At 60.6% G+C, this 18,247-nt stretch carries 13 protein-coding genes; 4 read left to right on the top strand and 9 right to left on the bottom strand.

Annotated elements, in window-relative coordinates; translation table 11 throughout:
- Nucleotides 1–3: 3 nt before the first annotated feature.
- On the bottom strand, nucleotides 4–555 hold the full coding sequence (locus tag HDE79_RS20445) for an SUF system Fe-S cluster assembly regulator (protein ID WP_184604881.1): 552 nt from the start codon (nucleotides 553–555) through the stop codon (nucleotides 4–6).
- Between the two features lie 253 nt (nucleotides 556–808).
- Here HDE79_RS20445 and HDE79_RS20440 point away from each other — a divergent pair, with 253 nt between their 5' ends.
- Nucleotides 809–1,147, top strand: a complete 339-nt coding sequence (locus HDE79_RS20440) for a P-II family nitrogen regulator (RefSeq protein WP_184604879.1) — start codon at nucleotides 809–811, stop codon at nucleotides 1,145–1,147.
- Nucleotides 1,148–1,206: 59 nt separating this feature from the next.
- On the opposite strand, the gene HDE79_RS20435 is transcribed toward HDE79_RS20440, so the two are convergent.
- Genes HDE79_RS20435 through HDE79_RS20425 form a run of 3 tightly spaced genes read right to left on the bottom strand, consistent with a single transcriptional unit; the run spans nucleotide 1,207 to nucleotide 3,822 of the window.
- On the bottom strand, nucleotides 1,207–1,707 hold the full coding sequence (locus tag HDE79_RS20435) for a RidA family protein (protein ID WP_184604877.1): 501 nt from the start codon (nucleotides 1,705–1,707) through the stop codon (nucleotides 1,207–1,209).
- Nucleotides 1,708–1,741: 34 nt separating this feature from the next.
- Nucleotides 1,742–2,215 carry a cytochrome c gene (locus HDE79_RS20430; RefSeq protein WP_184604875.1) on the bottom strand — a complete coding sequence of 158 codons (474 nt, stop codon included), beginning with the start codon at nucleotides 2,213–2,215 and terminating at the stop codon, nucleotides 1,742–1,744.
- A complete protein-coding gene (locus tag HDE79_RS20425; RefSeq protein ID WP_184604873.1) occupies nucleotides 2,212–3,822 on the bottom strand; it encodes a flavin monoamine oxidase family protein in 1,611 nt (536 codons plus the stop codon). The genes HDE79_RS20430 and HDE79_RS20425 overlap by 4 nt, the downstream gene beginning before the upstream one ends.
- 258 nt (nucleotides 3,823–4,080) lie before the next feature.
- On the opposite strand from HDE79_RS20425, the gene HDE79_RS20420 reads away from it, so the two are divergent.
- Together HDE79_RS20420 and murU are read left to right on the top strand one after the other, a co-directional pair.
- Complete coding sequence (locus HDE79_RS20420) at nucleotides 4,081–5,163, top strand: phosphotransferase (RefSeq protein WP_184604871.1); 1,083 nt, start codon at nucleotides 4,081–4,083, stop codon at nucleotides 5,161–5,163.
- Nucleotides 5,160–5,864, top strand: a complete 705-nt coding sequence (gene murU / locus HDE79_RS20415; protein WP_184604870.1) for an N-acetylmuramate alpha-1-phosphate uridylyltransferase MurU — start codon at nucleotides 5,160–5,162, stop codon at nucleotides 5,862–5,864. Before HDE79_RS20420 ends, murU begins: the two co-directional genes overlap by 4 nt.
- 120 nt (nucleotides 5,865–5,984) lie before the next feature.
- On the opposite strand, the gene HDE79_RS20410 is transcribed toward murU, so the two are convergent.
- From HDE79_RS20410 to tgt, 5 genes are all read right to left on the bottom strand, one after another.
- Nucleotides 5,985–7,100: an acyltransferase gene (locus HDE79_RS20410; protein ID WP_184604868.1), complete on the bottom strand. Its 1,116-nt coding sequence runs from the start codon at nucleotides 7,098–7,100 to the stop codon at nucleotides 5,985–5,987.
- 237 nt (nucleotides 7,101–7,337) lie between these two features.
- Complete coding sequence (secF, locus tag HDE79_RS20405) at nucleotides 7,338–8,300, bottom strand: protein translocase subunit SecF (RefSeq protein WP_184604866.1); 963 nt, start codon at nucleotides 8,298–8,300, stop codon at nucleotides 7,338–7,340.
- Between the two features lie 9 nt (nucleotides 8,301–8,309).
- Entirely contained in the window at nucleotides 8,310–10,193 is a 1,884-nt protein-coding gene (gene secD / locus HDE79_RS20400; protein WP_184604864.1) for a protein translocase subunit SecD, read from the bottom strand.
- A 111-nt stretch (nucleotides 10,194–10,304) separates the two neighbouring features.
- Nucleotides 10,305–10,646 (bottom strand): preprotein translocase subunit YajC, encoded by a 342-nt coding sequence (gene yajC, locus HDE79_RS20395; RefSeq protein ID WP_184604863.1) that lies wholly within the window; start codon nucleotides 10,644–10,646, stop codon nucleotides 10,305–10,307.
- 256 nt (nucleotides 10,647–10,902) lie between these two features.
- Nucleotides 10,903–12,042, bottom strand: coding sequence for a tRNA guanosine(34) transglycosylase Tgt (tgt, locus tag HDE79_RS20390; protein ID WP_184604861.1), 1,140 nt, complete (start codon nucleotides 12,040–12,042; stop codon nucleotides 10,903–10,905).
- A gap of 538 nt (nucleotides 12,043–12,580) precedes the next feature.
- On the opposite strand from tgt, the gene HDE79_RS20385 reads away from it, so the two are divergent.
- The coding region (locus HDE79_RS20385) for an autotransporter-associated beta strand repeat-containing protein (protein ID WP_343206013.1) at nucleotides 12,581–18,247 on the top strand (5,667 nt) is incomplete at its 3' end.

The following is an 18,247-nucleotide window of genomic DNA, read 5'->3' as shown; positions in this document are numbered from 1 at the left end:
CGTTCATTCGGTTGTGATCTCGCCGGATTTTGACGAGATGGCGGCGTCATTGACCGCTGTAGCGGCTATCCGCCGTGGCGGCATCTTTTTCGACGCAGCCCGGTTATCGGGATGATTGTCAGGGTTGCGATGATCAACATTCGCAACCGGCAGACGCGTTTTGAGCATGTCGGCCAAGCTCACAGCGCGCAGCGCATTGTCCAGCACACTGTTGACCTGCTGCCAGCTGCCGCGCACACCGCATTGCGCTTCGCGATCGCAGTGGCCATCGGCCAGGCTGCACTCGGTCATGCCGATCGGCCCTTCCAGCGCTTCGACGATCTCCGCCAGCGAAATGTCCGACGCCGATCGCGCCAACCGGTAGCCGCCGTTGACGCCGCGGAACGACTCGACCAGCGTGGCATGCCCGAGCGCCTTCAGGAGCTTGCTTACGGTCGGCAATTCCAGTCGCGTCTCGTCGGCGATCTGCCCCGTGCTGAGTACGTCATGCGGGTGCGCGGCGATGCACGTCATCACCACGGTGGCGTAATCGGTGAGTCGGCTGACACGTAACATCGGTGTGGTCTGGCCTGGGAATATTGAATCGGGACTAAAATGGTACTGATTCAACCCGTTTGAGTCAATGTGAGCCGTCTCATGCAAGTCCGAGGCGCACCATGCATGAGCAAAACTCGGCCTAATTTGCACGACTTTAGTGCGACATCATTCACATCGATGCATGACACCCGCGCTGCAACGAGTGCAAACACACATAACGCCATGGCATGCATCGTGCTGAATGCAGTCATTCCCGCGCGAGAAAGACAATATGAAATGGATCACGGCGATCATCAAACCGTTCACGCTGGACGACGTGCGCGAGGCGCTGAACGAAGCTGGCGTACAGGGCATGACCGTGACTGAAGTGAAGGGTTTCGGTCGCCAACATGGGCATACCGAGCTCTATCGCGGCGCCGAGTACGTCGTCGATTTTCTGCCCAAGCTGAAGATCGAAGTCGCCGTGGCCGATGACCGGCTCGATCACGCGATCGAGGCAATCACCGGCGCGGCCCGCACCGGCAAGATCGGCGATGGCAAGATCTTCGTTGCCGAACTGGAACAAGTCGTTCGCATCCGCACCCAGGAAGTGGATGCGGATGCGCTGTAAAAACTAGAAACGCACAGCTCGGCAGAAACGTCGCCGCTGCAAGCGCGCCGGCGGATCAACTATGGCCGTACCGCAGTGACTTCAATCTCGACCAGCGCGGCCGGAACCACCAGTGCTGCCACCTGGACCGCCGAGCGTGACGGCAGGTTGGGCTGCTCCTTGGTGCCGAAGAATTGCGTATAGCCGTCCATGAATCCGGCGAAGTCGAGCTTGTCACCCTTGCTCTTGTCGGCTACCAGAAACACCTGCATCTTCACCACATCGCCCATGCTCAAGTGCATGCCTTCGAGCTGTTTCTTGATATTGGTCAGCGCCGAGATGGTCTGCGTTCTGGTGTCGCCCATCGAAACTGGCGCCCCCTTCAACGCATTGGCGTCCTTGGGCATCTGCCCCATCTGCCCGCTGAGATAGACCATGGTCTTGCCGGCCGGCACTTCGACCGCGGCCGAGATGGGAAACGTGCTGTTGGGCAGCTTGTAACGGGTCACATCGCTGGCACTGGCAATCATCGGCAGCGTCATCAACAGCATGGGCAAGAGAGTACGAGCAAGACGAGGCATGACGTGTCCTTCGTGAGGTGGGAGGTAATCGTGTCTAACGCGTTGATCCGGGATGCAGTGCCTTGACCTCATCCGCCGTAATGGCGTCCTTGTAGTCATTGCCGAAATGCGTGCGGATGTAGTTGATCACGCTGGCGACTTGCGCGTCGGTGAGCCAGATGGGCGCGATAAACGACTCCTGTTCGCTGTCACCCGGGTCCCTGGAGGCAAAAGCCGGCATGTTTCGGCGACCGCCAAGAATCGTCAGCGCCATATAGGGCGCTGACGACATGGTCGGATTGTGCGCGAAAGCCGGGTAGTGACCCGCTCCGATCGCACCCTGTCCCTTGGGCATATGACAACCCTGGCAGATCTGCGCGTAGATCTGTCCACCGTCGGTGGTTTTGAGCAACGCCTCGTCGCGAATGCCGGCGCTGTCGGCACAGGCTGGCTGACAGATGAGGCCAGCGAGCAGAAGCAGCGCAAGGCTTGTGACATATCTCGCTTTGATTGGCTTGATGATTTTCATGTCGCCGCTCCTGCCGCTGCCGCGCGCTGGTGCAGTCGGCCGATTGCATCCAGCGCCGAAGTCACCGCACCCTCTTGCCATGCCGGCAAGCACGACGCGTGCTCGCCAGCCAGCACGATGCGGCCGTCGAACTGGCACAGGTTGTCGTAGTGTTTGGCACGGGCCTGCTCTGACCATTGGCCGAAGCAACCCAGGGTAAATGGCGAACGATGCCAGGCCACGGCCATGCCGTTGTCGAACTCTTTCGGATACTGCGGATGGATCCGGCTACCCTGCTCGACCGCACGTTTGATGCGATCTTCGGGCGACATCGCGGTGAACTCCATCGCGTCCAGACCCCAGATATAGGCGCCGAGCAGCACGCCTTTGCCACCGCTGAAATAGCCAGTGCTGGGATAGCTGATATTGGTGATCGCCTGATCGGTGTAGCTGATGCCGCCGTAGATCTGATCATCCTCTTCCCAGAAGCGCCGCTTGAACTGCAGGCCAACCTTCACCGCCGCGGCATACGGTACGGCGGCAATCGCCTCGGCCATCGCCTGCCCCACGTTGATCGGAATCTGGCCGAGGATAGACAGCGGCAGCGTACACACACACCAATCGGCACTCACCGTCTGTTTCGTGCCCGGCGTGGTGGTGTCTTCGTAGGTCGCGGTGACACCGTGCTCGTCCTGCTGGATGGCAATCACCTTGGCGTTGTAGCGGATCAGCGAACCCAGCTCGCGGGCAAACGCCTGGCCGATTACACCCATGCCGCCCACCGGCTGGAACAGCGTGGTCTGCATCTCGTAGTTGTCACCAACCGGCAAGCCTTCCCACAACTTTGAATCGAGAATGTCCTTCAGTGCCATCGGCGTCGAAGGGATCGGATGGCCGCTCAAGCCACCGCCAGGATCCTTGTCATAGCCGCGTCGGTTACTGCTCAGCTCACCTTTGACGTAAGCGTAGTTCTTGTCGAGCGCGCCCCAGCTGCGCAGCGATTGCAGCAGCTTTTCCTGATCTTCCTTGCTGACCAATGCGTCGAGTTTGCTGGTTTGCGTGGTCTTGGCCAGCAGCTCGGCGACATGACCATGATAGTCAGCCCTGACCGCGCGAAACCGCTGCGGCTTGCCACCGAACGCATCACTGGCGTGCAGATAGGCGTTGTAGTTGACCTGCACGAACGCTTCCAGCGGCACACCCAGCTGCTTGCAATAATGAAGGATGCCGTGGTGGTGGTACGGCAGGCGCCAGGGGCCGGGGTTGATATACAAGCCCTTGTCGAACTGGCAGTTCTGGGTGGCGCCGCCCAGCTCGGTGTAGCTGTCGCCGCCGCGCAAAGTCCAGTTACGGCCACCGGCGCGTGCGTTGTACTCGAGCACCTGTACCTTGTAGCCGGCCTTGCGCAGTTCGTACGCAGCCACCATGCCGGCGATGCCAGCGCCCAGAATCAGCACCGACGAACCCTTCGGCGCACCACCGAGTTGCAGTGGCTCCTTGTACGGTGACTCCGCCGCAAAACCCAAACCACTCATCGCCTGATACATCGCCGCGCTACCCGCGGTCATACCGATCATGCGCAGCAGCTGCCGTCGTGTTACCGAAAATCCACCATCGCTTTCGCCCATTCAACTCCCCTTGTTGGTCTAGCTGGGTTGATCTACCTGGAGGCCCCGCCGGATTGGCCCTCGCACCGTTGAATGCGCTGTACCTGGCTATCGCTTTCACCTGCGTTATAGCAGGCGACGAGCGAATCGTTCTTGCGCTGGTTATATGGTTATAACTAACACATGCTGCTGCAACGCACCAATGCTTGATGCCATCATCAGCGTAAGTACTCACGTCACGCGGCACAAACCGCTAAGCTTGAAGTGTCCTCCGCCATCATGAGCTACATGGAACCGTACGATCGCGCCACCGCCCGCCTGATCTGGACCCGGGCCATTTTGAACGACGATTCCCTGCTGCTCGAATCAGCTTCTGCGGATGCCAGCTTTCGCAGTTACTGGCGCACGTACCATCAGGGCCAGAGCTGGATCGTGATGGACTCGCCTCCTGCACAGGAAGATCCGCTGCCGTGGCTGGAGATCGGTGCACGACTGGCTGCTGCCGGCCTGCATGTACCCGAGGTTCGTGCGCACGATCTGCAGCAGGGTTTTCTGCTGATCGAGGATCTCGGCAATCGGCTCTATCTATCCGAGCTGCGCGACGACAATGCCGACGCGCTTTATGGCGCGGCCATGGATGCGCTGTTGCGCATGCAGGACCGCCTCGACACTACCGGGTTACCGCGCTTTGATCGCGCACTCGTGGCGCAGGGTCTGGAAGTGATGCCCGAATGGTTTCTCGAACGGCATCTTGGACATACGCCAGATGCCTCCGAACGCGCGATCCTGGACGCCGCGTTCAAGCTCATTGAGCGCAATCACGAGGAGCAGCCACACGGTTTTGTGCACAGGGATTTCCATAGCCGCAACCTGCTGATGGTCGAATCCGGCAGTCCTCATGGCGACATCGGCAATCGACTCGAGGCTCCGGGCATCATCGCCCCTGCGCTCTTGAGCCCAGGGATTATTGACTTCCAGGGTGCCCTGCATGGTCCGCTGACCTATGATCTCGCCTCGCTGCTGCGCGATGCCTATATCGTTTGGGCACCGGCGCGCGTCGAGGCCTGGGCAGAGTCCTATCGCCAGCGCCTGCTTGCGGCCGGACTCATCGACAACAGCGCGGATCAGGCGCGTTTTCGGCGCTGGTTCGACCTGACTGGCTTGCAGCGACACCTGCGCCTGCTCGGCCAGTTCTACCGACTGTGGTATCGCGACGGCAAACCCGGTTATCTCGCCGACGTGCCGCGTGTGTACGACTACGTGATCGGTGTGGCGCGTCGCTACCCCGAACTGAGCGCCCTGGTCGCACTGCTGCAGCGCTGCGTCGGCGATCGCGATCTGCGCATCGCAGCTGGCCTATGAGACACGCATTGATCTTTGCCGCCGGCCTCGGTGAACGCATGCGTCCGTTGACCGATCACACGCCGAAACCCCTGCTGACAGTCAACGGCAAACCGTTGATCGAGTGGCATCTGGAAAAGCTCGCCGCCGCCGGCGTGCATTACGTGGTGATCAACACGTCGCATCTGGCCGAGCAGTTTCCCGACACGCTGGGTGACGGCGCACGTTGGGGCCTACGTATCCGCTATGCGTACGAAGGGTCGACACCGCTGGAAACAGGTGGCGGCATGTTGAACGCGCTGCCGCTGCTTGGCAGCAAACCTTTTATCGCCGTCAACGGCGATATCTGGACGAATATCGATTTCACCGCCCTGCCCGCACAGCCCGCGGGACTCGCGCATCTGATCCTGGTCGACAATCCACCGCAACATCCGAACGGCGACTTTGCACTGGATGCGCAAGGCATCGTGCATGACGAGGGCAACGCACGGCTGACCTTCAGCGGCATCGGCGTGTATCGCCACGAACTGCTGCAGAACTGGCGCACCGTGATCGGCGCGGCCATCGGTGCCGATGAAAAACCACCGCGATTCAAACTCGCGCCACTGCTGCGCGCAGCAATGAAAACCAGGGCAGTCAGCGGCAGCCATCACCATGGCGATTGGACCGATGTCGGCACGCGGCAGCGCTTGGCACAGTTGGAAGAAACGCTGCACCATTGAGCCGTTTCTCCACCGTGGTTCGCCCTGAGCGTTGGGGCCAACAGCTCATTCAAGTTATTAGTGTGCCCGATACCGACCCTGCTGGCTGCGCGTCGTGTCGCCACATGGCCGGAAGCGCTGCTATGGACTCGTTGGCGACTGTGCGAGCACCGGCGGTCTGTGAGCGCTAGCGTGACGGCGGCCACGATCCCGGAGGTAAAGAAACGGTCTTTCCACCGCGTAGTGGAGAACGGCTCCTGCGGCAAATGCCGCCAGTGCATATACGACGAAGGTCAAATACACGTGATCCGCAAACCAAACCGGCAAAAACGCTTCGACCTGCTTGAAGATTGCTTTGTGAACCAGGTACATGCTGTAGGAAACGAGCGCAATCCATCGAACGCCAGGCAGACAAAGCTTGGCCAAAAATCCTGCCGGGCTCGCACCGACAATAACAAATGACGCCATCGCCGCAGCCAGTAGCGGGTAACCGACAACGGTCGCAAGCAGCCCCCCTCTGTCTTGGAAGATATAGATTGCCGTTCTCAGCAAGATGATTCCAAGCGGTAAAAACAAGCTGTTCGCATGTCTACACAGCCAGGCCCATGTCACGGGTCGATACACTTCGAGGGTCGCAAGGAACAGACCTGCCAGTAGCCCATCAAGGCGGTTATAGGTCGGATAGTAGATGACCTCCAGGAAGTGCTCCTTACTGTGATACCAAAGCCCCCATCGCAAGAGCATTCCACCCAAAACAATGGCGGCGAAACCCGTCGCCACCGCCGCTCGTGAATTTCTACGCGTCAGATACCACGCGATCAGCGGGAAGACCAGATAGAAGTGCTCCTCTACGCAGAGAGACCACACGTTCGAGAATGCCTTCTGGGCGTCATAGTCGATGAAAAGATTCACCGTATACGTAAGAAATTCCCACAAAGGCGGCAAGCCTCCTTCGCGATTGAATCCGGGCATAAGGAAGTAAAGAGCCAGGACGACCGAGTACGCAGGAATGATGCGAAAAGTTCTTCGTCGATAGAACGACCAGAAACCGAGAGGCTCCCCTCTGCTGAGTGGCCGCAAGAGTTGGCCACCAATCAGGTAACCGCTAAGTACGAAAAACAGGTCGACTGCCATCCAGCCAGTATTTTGGATACCAGCAAATCTGGCGCCGAGACCGCCAACCAGCCACGAATGAAAGAGCATCACCCAAACGATCGCTGATGCGCGAAGAAAGTCCAAACCTGGTAGTCGACGCATGTATGCCCCTGTAACAAGCCACGAGGCTACCAAGTGCACCTCATGGAATCGAGCCCGATGTCGGCGATTGTCATGGCAATTCGGTGGCAGTCACCGTGAATCAGCCTCTATGCGTACGAAGACTCGGGCGATCAAAACAAAAGGCTCATGATTATCATGAGCCTTTTGTTTTGCCATTACCTCAGCCGAGTGGCCATAGGCAGATGCCGACTTTCCCGGCTGATGAAAACGACCGGTTTACGGCCGGCGAGCCAGCTCCGGATTTTCGCGCGTCACCGGCATCAGATCCTTTTTCGACACACCCAGCCACAGCAGGATCGGGCTGGCGACGAAGATCGACGACAGCGTACCGACCAGAATGCCGATCAGCATGGTCACCGCAAAACCGTGCACCGCCGTGCCGCCAAAGAAGAACAATGCGCCCATGGTGATGCTGGTAAACAATGACGTGATGATGGTTCGCGACAGCGTGTTGTTGATCGAGCGGTTGAGAATCTCCTCCGGCTCGGCCTTGCGCGCGAGGCGGAACAGCTCACGGATACGGTCGAACACCACCACCTTGTCGTTGATCGAGTAACCGATCACTGCCAGCACGGAAGCCAGCACGGTCATATCGAACTCGCGCTGCACCAAGGCCAGAATGCCCAGCGTCACCAGCACGTCGTGGAACTCGGTCGCGATCGCGGCAAAGGCAAAGCGGCGCTCGAAACGGATGCCCAGATAAAAACCAATGCCCAGCACCACAAACAGCGCGGCCCACATGCCGTCGGTGCGCAGCTCCGCACCCACTTCGGCGCTGATGAACTGCCTGTCCTTTACCTTGGCGTCCGGGCGCGACACTTGCAGCATCTTGGTGACGTCGGCGGAGATGCGATCGAGATTGACCTTGCCGTCGGCCTGAACCGCCGCCGCATCGTCTTTCGGCTGCATGCGAATCGACACTTCACGCGTACCACCCAGACTCTGCACGACGGGATTCTCGACACCTCCCTTGGCCAGCGCGACACGCACGTCGTTGATCTGCACCGGCTGGTCATAGTCGATAGTGAGCGACACGCCACCGTTGAAATCCAGGCCATAGTTGAGTCCCTTGGTCGCAATCACCGCGATCGAGGCAACCATCAGAAACGCGGCGATCGCAATGCTGAACTTGCGCATACCGAGGAAGTTGATATTGCTATTGTGATTAAAAATTTCCATTGCGATTCCTCAGACCGACAGCGTCTTGAGCTTGCGGTGGCCGTGGATCATCGCGGTAAACGCGTGGGTCAGCGTTACCGAGGTGAATAGCGAGGTCAGGATGCCGATCATCAAGGTCACGCCGAAGCCCCTGATCGCGCCGGTACCCATCGTGGTCAACGCCAGCGCGGCGATCAAGTGAGTGACGTTGGCATCGAGAATCGTGGCCCAGGCTTTTTCGTAACCGGCGCGAATCGACGCATGCGGACTGGATCCGTTGCGGAGTTCCTCGCGGATGCGTTCGCAGATCAACACGTTCGCATCGATGGCCATACCGAGGGTCAGCACAATACCGGCGATGCCCGGCATGGTCAGCGTGACGCCGATCAGCGACATCACCGCGACCAAGATCACCAGGTTGAAGAACAGCGCGATATCGGCCACCAGGCCAAACAGCTTGTAGTAGATCGCCGCCGCCAGCAGCACCAGGCCCAGGCCGAGCATCACCGCCATAAAGCCCTTGTTGATATTGTCGGCACCGAGACTCGCACCGATCACACTCTCTTCGACGATATCGACCGGTGCCGCCAGTGCGCCGCCCTTGAGCAGCAGCGCAAGATCCGAAGCATCCTTCGAACTGGCTAGGCCATTCGTTTCAAACTGGCGACTAAAGGGGCTGGAGATGGTCGCGTCGTTGATCACCGATTCGGTGTCCTTCGACGTGCGCACTTCCTTGCCATCAACGATCTTGGTATCGGTGACGCGCTCCACGTAAACCACCGCCATCGGCTTGCCGACGTTGGCGTTGGTGAAGTCGCCCATCTTCTTGGCGCCCGCCGCGTTCAAGGTCACACTGACGTTCGGCGTGCCATTGCGCGTATCGGTACCCGACGAGGCATCGACCAGCTGGCTTCCGGTGACGATCACGCGCTTGCTGACCAGCACTGGTGTGCGTGTATCACGCATGTAATAGAGGTTGGCGTCCGGCGGGATATTACCGGTGCTGGCTGCTTCCTGCGCCCGTGGGTCACCGGCGTAGCCAATGCCTGCCCGGTATTCCAGCGTAGCGGTGGCGCCGATCAGCTTCTTGGCCTCGGTCGCATCCTGCACGCCTGCCAATTCGACCACGATGCGGCTATCGCCCTGTTTCTGGATCAACGGCTCGGACACACCTAGCGCATTGATGCGGTTGCGCAAGGTGCTCAAGTTCTGCGTGACTGCATCCCGCGCCAGCTGACTCAGCTTGTCCGGCTTGACCACGACGTTGAGTAGAAAACGATCGCCAGTGCTGGTGCCATTGGTTACGTTGAGGTCAGTGAATTCGTTGGCGATCGCATCGGAGGCCTTGCTGCGATCATCCGACGAGCGCAGGATCACGGCGATGCCCTGATCGGCGGCGGAACTGCGTGCGACCGACTCGTAACGGATATTTTTCTGCTGCAGCAAGACGCGAATATCATCCGCGTAGCTGGTTTCCTGCTTGTCGGCCACGCCACTCTGATCGACCTGCATCAGAAAGTGCACGCCGCCCTGCAGATCGAGGCCCAACGGCATCGAGCGGGCGCCAATCGCACGCAGCCAGCCCGGTACGGTGGACTGCAGTTTGAACGCGGTGGAATAACCGTCACCGAGCGCCGACTTGATTGCATCGGCAGCACTTTTCTGCGTGTCGCCATTGGTGAAGGTGGCGATCAGGTTGTCGCCCTGCACGCTCACATTGGTGGCCGCGATGTGCTGCGCGGTGAGCGCGGCGGTTACCTTCTGCTGAATCGACTGGTCGATCGGCGCGCTGCCGCGGTTGGCGCTGACCTGCACGGCGGCAACCGGGAAAAATGCGTTCGGCAAGGCGTAGAGGACGCCGAACAACATCACTATCGCGACCAGCGCGTACTTCCAGCGGGGAAAATCACTCATGCCTTGCATCCATCAGAACCGCAGTGAAAAGCCTGCGGTGTTAGCGAGAATCGGTAGTATCCCGTGAAAAGCAGCCCCAAAGCGGCCGAGCCGACGCCCGGTATCCGCCGATCAGACGGACTTCAACGAGCCCTTGGGCAACACCTGCGAGACCGAACCCTTCTGCACCTTGACCACCACGTTGGTGGCGATTTCCACGCTGATGAAGGTCTCGCCCACTTCGTCGATGCGCCCGGCGATACCGCCGTTGGTCACCACTTCGTCGCCCTTGGCCAACGCGGACAGCATGGTGCGCAGCTCTTTCTGGCGCTTCATCTGCGGGCGAATCATCAGAAAATAGAACACGCCAAACAGCACGATGATCGGCAGAAAAGTCAGGATCGGATTGCCACCTTGGGCACCTGCAGCAGCTGGCGCAGCCTGGGCAAGCACGAACGGGATCGAAGAAGTCATCGGTGTGTCTCGCAAGTAGTGGCGCAGCCTGAGAAATCAGCTACTGCCCGGTCAAAGATCAACGATTATGCCATGCACCCCCCAGCCGTGCACGGCTGCCCCGGCTCGAGTTGGCCTGGGCGCCCGCTCTTACTGAGGGCACAGGCGCCGCGTTGCAAGTCCATGTCGAGCCGGACCAACCCTGTTTTCTGCAACCAGTCAGACAAGCAACGGTTCGAGACGCGTGTCGAACCGGCCCGCGCCAGACGGTAGCACGCTAGACGGTAGCGGGCCGTCGCTGGGCATAAAACTCGGCGGTGAAGGCATCCAGCGCATGGCCAGCAATGGCTTCGCGCAAGCCCACCATCAGCCGTTGGTAGTAGCGCAAGTTGTGCATGGTGGCGAGCTGGCTGCCGAGAATCTCGTTGCAACGATCCAGATGGCGCAAGTAGGCCCGACTGAAGCCGCCTGCGCAGGCGTAGCAATCGCAGCCTTCCTCGATCACCCGGGTATCCAGCGAATACTTGGCGTTGCGAATGCGCAGCGTACCCTCGGCGGTAAACAGGAAACCATTGCGTGCATTGCGGGTCGGCATCACACAATCGAACATGTCGATACCACGGCGCACCGCCTCGACGATGTCCTCCGGCCGGCCCACGCCCATCAAGTAGCGTGGCTTGTCCTGCGGCAGCAACGGCACAGTGAAATCCAGCGCATGGTTGCGTTCGGCCTCCGGTTCACCCACCGCCAGACCACCGACCGCATAACCGTCAAAGCCGATCTTGATCAGCCCTTCGGCGGAGCGCGTGCGCAGGTTCTCGTAGACGCTGCCCTGCACGATGCCGAACAGCGCGTTGGGCGGCTTTGAGTTGGCGCGTTGCAGATCATCGAAGCCACGACGCGAACGCTCGGCCCAGCGCAGGCTTAGTTCCATCGAGTCACTGGCCACTTTCTCAGTGGCCGGATACGGCGTGCACTCGTCGAAGATCATCGCGATGTCCGAATCCAGCGTCGTCTGGATCTGCATCGACACTTCCGGCGACAGGAACACCTTCGAGCCATCGACTGGCGAGGCGAAGGTCACGCCTTCTTCGGTGATCTTGCGCTTGTGCGCCAACGAGAAAACCTGGAAGCCGCCCGAGTCGGTGAGGATCGGTTTGTCCCAGCCGATGAACTTGTGCAGGCCACCGAACTGCTCGACGACCTCCAACCCCGGCCGCAGAAAAAGGTGGAAGGTGTTGCCGAGGATGATCTCGGCGCCGATGTCCTTGACATCGCGCGGTGTCATCGCCTTCACCGAGCCGTACGTACCCACCGGCATGAATGCCGGCGTTTCCACCGTGCCGCGGTCAAAAGTGAGGCGGCCGCGCCGGGCTGCGCCGTCGGTGGCCTGCAAATCAAAAGTAAGCGAAGTCATCCGCTCATTATCGCGTGTTTGGAGCATGCCTGCTGACGTAGGGCCTGTTGGCGAAACGCAAGGGGTTGGCGCACCAAAGCCAGTCAGTCGAAGCGTTCGTCAAGCGTTTTTAATCCAGCGCCGGCCGATCATTTTTATTCTTATTTTGCTCTTGGTTCGGGTCGTAACGAAGCACCAGAAAAGCCACACAACAAATTTGCAATTTGCCGATTTTATGCATTGCCAGGCATTAGAAAGCCCATCATTGAATGCCCGTGTTGCTTAATTAAATTGGCCGATTTTGTATCCGAACAACTCCGCAGAATGCATTTCAAACGAAAACATCACGTGTAGTCAGAAGCTGGCGTAGGCAGTTCGCAGGGTCGATTGAACACGACGGGTATAGCTGTGCCGTCGTCGCACAAGCAAAAGGTCTGTCTCGCAAGAAACATGTCATAGCGCATTCAAAATAGGGGCTGTCATGTATCCGCATCGTCTTGATCGTGTTCGTCGGAATTCGCTGGCCAAGGGAATCTTTCTGGCCCTGGCGCCGATTTTAGTGACACCCTTTTTAACCGGTACGGCTTATGCGGCCTGTACGACGGCAAGTCCCGTCATTACCTGCGCGACCGGGTCCAATACTAATAATGTCAGCAACAACATCAATAACGTCACGGTAAACGTGCAGACTGGCGCCATAGTCAGTGTGCCGCTCTTGCTTGGCGGCACAGCCATGACTTTGAGCGGCAATGGCATCACCCTGAACAATCAGGGCTCGATCGACCCAAGCATCAACGGCGGCGCCCTCAGTTTTGCAGCCAGCGGCGTGGCGCTTGGCAACAGTACTGGCAACACGATCAACGTCAATAATCAGGCCGGCGGATCGATCAAAGGGTTGTTCAACATTACTTCCTTGTTCGCCTTCGGCGGCCAAGCGCTGGCAGTGCAGAACGGTAGCGGCGGCGTCACCGCCATCAACAACAGCGGCACGATCGGCATGTCGATCTTCGGTGCCGGGACGACGGCCGATGCGGCGGCCGTCATCTCTTATGGTGGTGGCCAGACCAATTTCACCAACAACACCGGCGCCACGATAACCGGCCGCATAGGTTTCGGCACCAGCACAACGGGCGGGAACACCTTTCTCAATGCCGGCACCATCAACGGCAGCGTGTACATGGGCGACAACAACAACACCTTCACCGCGGTATCCGGATCAAGCGTGAACGCTGCCGGCGGCACCGCTGGTGTCGGCGCCGTGACTGGCATCAGCGGCGTGAACCTGGCTGCTGCAGGCGTCGTCGACGCCGGCACCGGCACCGGCAACCAGCTGGAGCTGCAGAACTCGGCGACCGGCCCGGGCTCTGGCACGGGCGGCACGGCGACCACGATTTCCGCCACGAACTATCTGGGCTTTCAGCACCTCACCGTCAACAGCGGCACCTGGAACCTGCAGGGCGCCGTGGTCAGCGCCGACACCACGCTCAACGACGGCCTAGTGAATTTCGACAATGCCGCCGCTTTCGGCTCCGGCATCTTCAATGTGAACGGCGGCGCGATCGCCGCTACCAACGCTGGCCTGTCGCTAGCTAACAACTTCTCACTGAACATCGGCAACCTCACGCTCGGCGGCAGCAATGCCTTCTCGTTGAGCGGCGTGCTATCGGGCACCGGCGGGCTGGCGGTCACGAATACAGGCGTGGTGACGCTGGGTGGCGCCAACCTGTTCAGTGGTGGCGTCGCCCTGAATGCTGGCGGCCTGTTGCTGGGCAATGCCGGGGCACTGGGCAGTGGCAACCTGAGCGTGGGCGGTACGGCCACGCTGGATACCAGTGGCGCGTTCAACCTCGCCAACAATATCGTCGTCAATGGCGGCGGTTCGTTGAATCTCCTGGGCAGCAATACGCTGGGGCTCAACGGCATACTGTCCGGTGCCGGCAATTTGACCAAGAGCGGCGCCGGCACGCTGACCTTGAATGGCGCCGACAGTCTCAGCGGCAGCTTCTCCATTAATGGCGGCTCACTGGCGCTGGGTACAGGCGGAAGTCTTTCCCCAACCGGCGCGATCGATCTCGCGGCGGGCACCAGCCTGGATCTTTCGCTGGCCGCCAACCAGACCATCGGTTCACTGGGTGGTCTTGGCGGCTCCGTCAATCTCGGCGCGACCACCTTGACCTTGGGCGGGTTAGGCAATACCAGCTATGCCGGCACCCTCCTCGGCAGCGGTGGCCTGATCAAACTCGGTACGGGTATCCAAACCCTCTCGGGTGCCAATACCTTCAGCGGCGGCTTTGCCCTGAACGGCGGCGGCCTGCTGCTGGGCAATGCCGGCGCCCTGGGTACCGGCGCGCTTGGTGTCGGTGGCGCGGTCAGCCTGGATGGCACCCTGTCACTCACATTGGCCAACAACGTAACACTCGGCACGGGCGGCTCGCTGGATCTGCTTGGCGGCCAGGCGCTCACGTTGAACGGCGTGCTCTCCGGCACCGGCAGCCTGATCAAGGACGGCACTGCGTTGCTGACCTTGAACGGCGCCAACACGTTCACCAGCGGCCTGAACTTGAACGCGGGCGGCCTGTTCCTGGGCAATAACGCGGCACTGGGCACCGGCACGCTGAATGTTGGCGGCACTGCCACTTTGGACGGCAGCCTTGCGCTCAATCTCGGCAATAACATCAATCTCGGTGCGGGCGGTTCGCTGAATATTCTCGGCGGCCAGCCGCTGACCTTGGGCGGCACGTTGTCGGGCGGCGGCGGCCTGATCAAGAGTGGCGCCTCGTTGCTGACCTTGAATGGCGCCAACACCTTCACCGGCGGTCTGAATATCGATGCAGGCACGGTGGCTCTGGGCCTTGGCGGCAGTCTGGCGGCGAACGGCGCAGTGAACCTCAGTGGCGTCGGCGCAGGCTTCGATATCTCTGCTGGCGGCAACCAGACCATCGGCGCGCTCTCCGGCATTGCTGGCAGCAGCATCACGCTGGGTGCAAACGCGCTCAGTTTTGGCGACGCCACCAATCAGAGCTTCGGCGGCATCATCGGTGGTATCGGCTCGCTGGTAAAACTGGGCACAGGGGTGGAAACACTTAGTGGTGCCAATACCTTCAGCGGCGGCTTGAACCTCAATGCCGGTGGCCTGCTGCTCGGCAACAATGCGGCCCTGGGTACGGGTGCGTTGAACGTCGGTGGCGCAGCCACGCTAGACGGCAGCCTTGCCCTCAACCTCGGCAACAACATCAATCTCGGTGCAGGCGGTTCGCTGGATCTGCTCGGTGGCCAGGCGCTCACGTTGAACGGGGTGCTCGCCGGCACCGGCAGCCTGATCAAGGATGGCGCTTCGACCCTCAGCTTGAACGGCGCCAATACGTTTAGCGGTGGTTTGAACCTCAACGCCGGCGGCCTGCTGCTCGGCAATAACGCCGCGCTAGGTACGGGCGCGTTGAATGTCGGTGGTGCGGCCACGTTAGACGGCAGCCTGGCACTCAACCTCGGCAACAACATCAATCTCGGTGCGGGTGGTTCGCTGGATCTGCTCGGCGGCCAGGCACTCACGTTGAATGGCGTGCTCGCCGGCACCGGCAGCCTGATCAAGGATGGCGCTTCGACCCTCAGCTTGAACGGTGCCAATACCTTCAGCGGCGGTTTGAACCTCAACGCCGGTGGTCTGCTGCTCGGCAATAACGCCGCGCTAGGTACGGGCGCGTTGAACGTCGGCGGCGCGGCCACCTTAGACGGCAGCCTGGCACTCAACCTCGGCAACAACATCAATCTCGGTGCAGGCGGTTCGCTGGATCTGCTCGGCGGCCAGGCACTCACCTTGAACGGGGTGCTCTCCGGCACCGGCAGTTTGGTCAAAAGCGGTGCCTCGCTGTTGACTTTGACCGGTGCGAACACCTTCAGTGGTGGCTTGAACCTCAATGCCGGTGGCCTGTTGCTCGGCAATAACGCTGCGCTAGGTACGGGCGCGTTGAACGTCGGTGGCGCGGCCACCTTAGACGGCAGCCTTGCCCTCAACCTCGGCAACAACATCAATCTCGGTGCAGGCGGTTCGCTGGATCTCCTCGGCGGCCAGGCACTCACGTTGAATGGCGTGCTCGCCGGCACCGGCAGCCTGATCAAGGATGGCGCTTCGACCCTCAGCTTGAACGGCGCCAATACGTTTAGTGGCGGTTTGAACCTCAATGCCGGTGGCCTGCTGCTCGGCAATAACGCCGCGCTAGGTACGGGCGCGTTGAACGTCGGTGGCGCAGCCACGTTAGACGGCAGCCTTGCCCTCAATCTCGGCAACAACATCAATCTCGGTGCAGGCGGTTCGCTGGATCTGCTCGGCGGCCAGGCGCTCACGTTGAACGGGGTGCTCGCCGGCACCGGCAGCCTGATCAAGGATGGCGCTTCGGTCCTCAGCTTGAATGGTGCCAACACGTTTAGCGGTGGCTTGAACCTCAATGCCGGCGGCCTGCTGCTCGGCAACAATGCAGCCTTGGGCACGGGTTCGTTGAACGTCGGCGGCGCGGCCACCTTAGACGGCAGCCTGGCGCTCAATCTCGGCAACAACATCAATCTCGGTGCAGGCGGTTCGCTGGATCTGCTCGGCGGCCAGGCACTCACGTTGAATGGCGTGCTCGCCGGCACCGGCAACCTGATCAAGGATGGTGCTTCGACCCTCAGCTTGAACGGTGCCAATACCTTCAGCGGCGGCTTGAACCTCAATGCCGGCGGCTTGCTGCTCGGCAATAACGCCGCGCTAGGTACGGGCGCGTTGAACGTCGGCGGTGCTGCCACGTTAGACGGCAGCCTGGCACTCAACCTCGGCAACAACATCAATCTCGGGGCGGGTGGTTCGCTGGATCTGCTCGGCGGCCAGGCACTCACGTTGAACGGGGTGCTCGCTGGCACCGGTAGCCTGATCAAGGATGGCGCTTCGACCCTCAGCTTGAACGGTGCCAATACCTTCAGCGGCGGCTTGAACCTCAATGCCGGTGGCCTGCTGCTCGGCAACAATGCCGCGCTAGGTACGGGTGCGTTGAACGTCGGTGGCGCGGCCACGTTAGACGGCAGCCTTGCCCTCAACCTCGGCAACAACATCAATCTCGGGGCCGGCGGTTCGCTGGATCTCCTCGGCGGCCAGGCACTTACCTTGAACGGGGTGCTCTCCGGCACCGGCAGTCTGATCAAAAGCGGTGCCTCGCTGTTGACTTTGACCGGTGCGAACACCTTCAGTGGTGGCTTGAACCTCAATGCCGGTGGCCTGCTGCTCGGCAACAATGCCGCGCTAGGTACGGGTGCGTTGAACGTCGGTGGCGCGGCCACGTTAGACGGCAGCCTTGCCCTCAATCTCGGCAACAACATCAATCTCGGTGCGGGTGGTTCGCTGGATCTCCTCGGCGGCCAAGCGCTCACGTTGAACGGTGTGCTCGCCGGCACCGGCAGCCTGATCAAGGATGGCGCTTCGACCCTCAGCTTGAACGGTGCCAATACCTTCAGCGGTGGTTTGAACCTCAATGCCGGTGGCCTGCTGCTCGGCAATAACGCCGCGCTAGGTACGGGGGCGTTGAACGTCGGCGGCGCGGCCACGTTAGACGGCAGCCTTGCCCTCAACCTCGGCAACAACATCAATCTCGGGGCCGGCGGTTCGCTAGATCTGCTCGGCAGCCAGGCGCTTACCTTGGGTGGTGCGGTCTCGGGTGCTGGCAGTCTCATCAAGAGCGGTGCATCGCTATTGACGTTGACCGGTGCGAACACGTTCACCGGTGGCCTGACGATCGGTGACGGTACGCTGGCGCTGGGCGCCGGCGGCAGTCTGGCAGCAACTGGCGCGGTGAATCTCAGCGGTGCCGGCGCTGGCTTTGATATCTCCGCCGGCGGCAATCAAACCATCGGCGATCTGTCCGGCATCGCCGGCAGCAACGTTTCCCTGGGCGCCAACACACTCACTTTTGGCGGCGTGACCAATCAGGACTTCGGCGGCATCATCGGCGGCACCGGTGGCCTGATCAAACAAGGCAGCGGCACCGAAACACTGAGCGGTGTCAATACCTTCACCGGCGGTCTGACGATCGGTGACGGCACGCTGGCGCTGGGCGCCGGCGGCAGCCTGGCCGCCAACGGCGCCGTCAATTTGAGTGGTGCCGGCGCCACCTTCGATATCTCTGCCGGTGGCAATCAGGCAATCGGCGCCCTCTCCGGCGTCGCTGGCAGCAATCTTGCGCTGGGTGGCAACTCGCTCACC

Source organism: Rhodanobacter sp. MP1X3 (genome assembly GCF_014207165.1).
Lineage (GTDB): Bacteria > Pseudomonadota > Gammaproteobacteria > Xanthomonadales > Rhodanobacteraceae > Rhodanobacter.
This window is presented reverse-complemented; position numbering and strand designations above follow the sequence as displayed.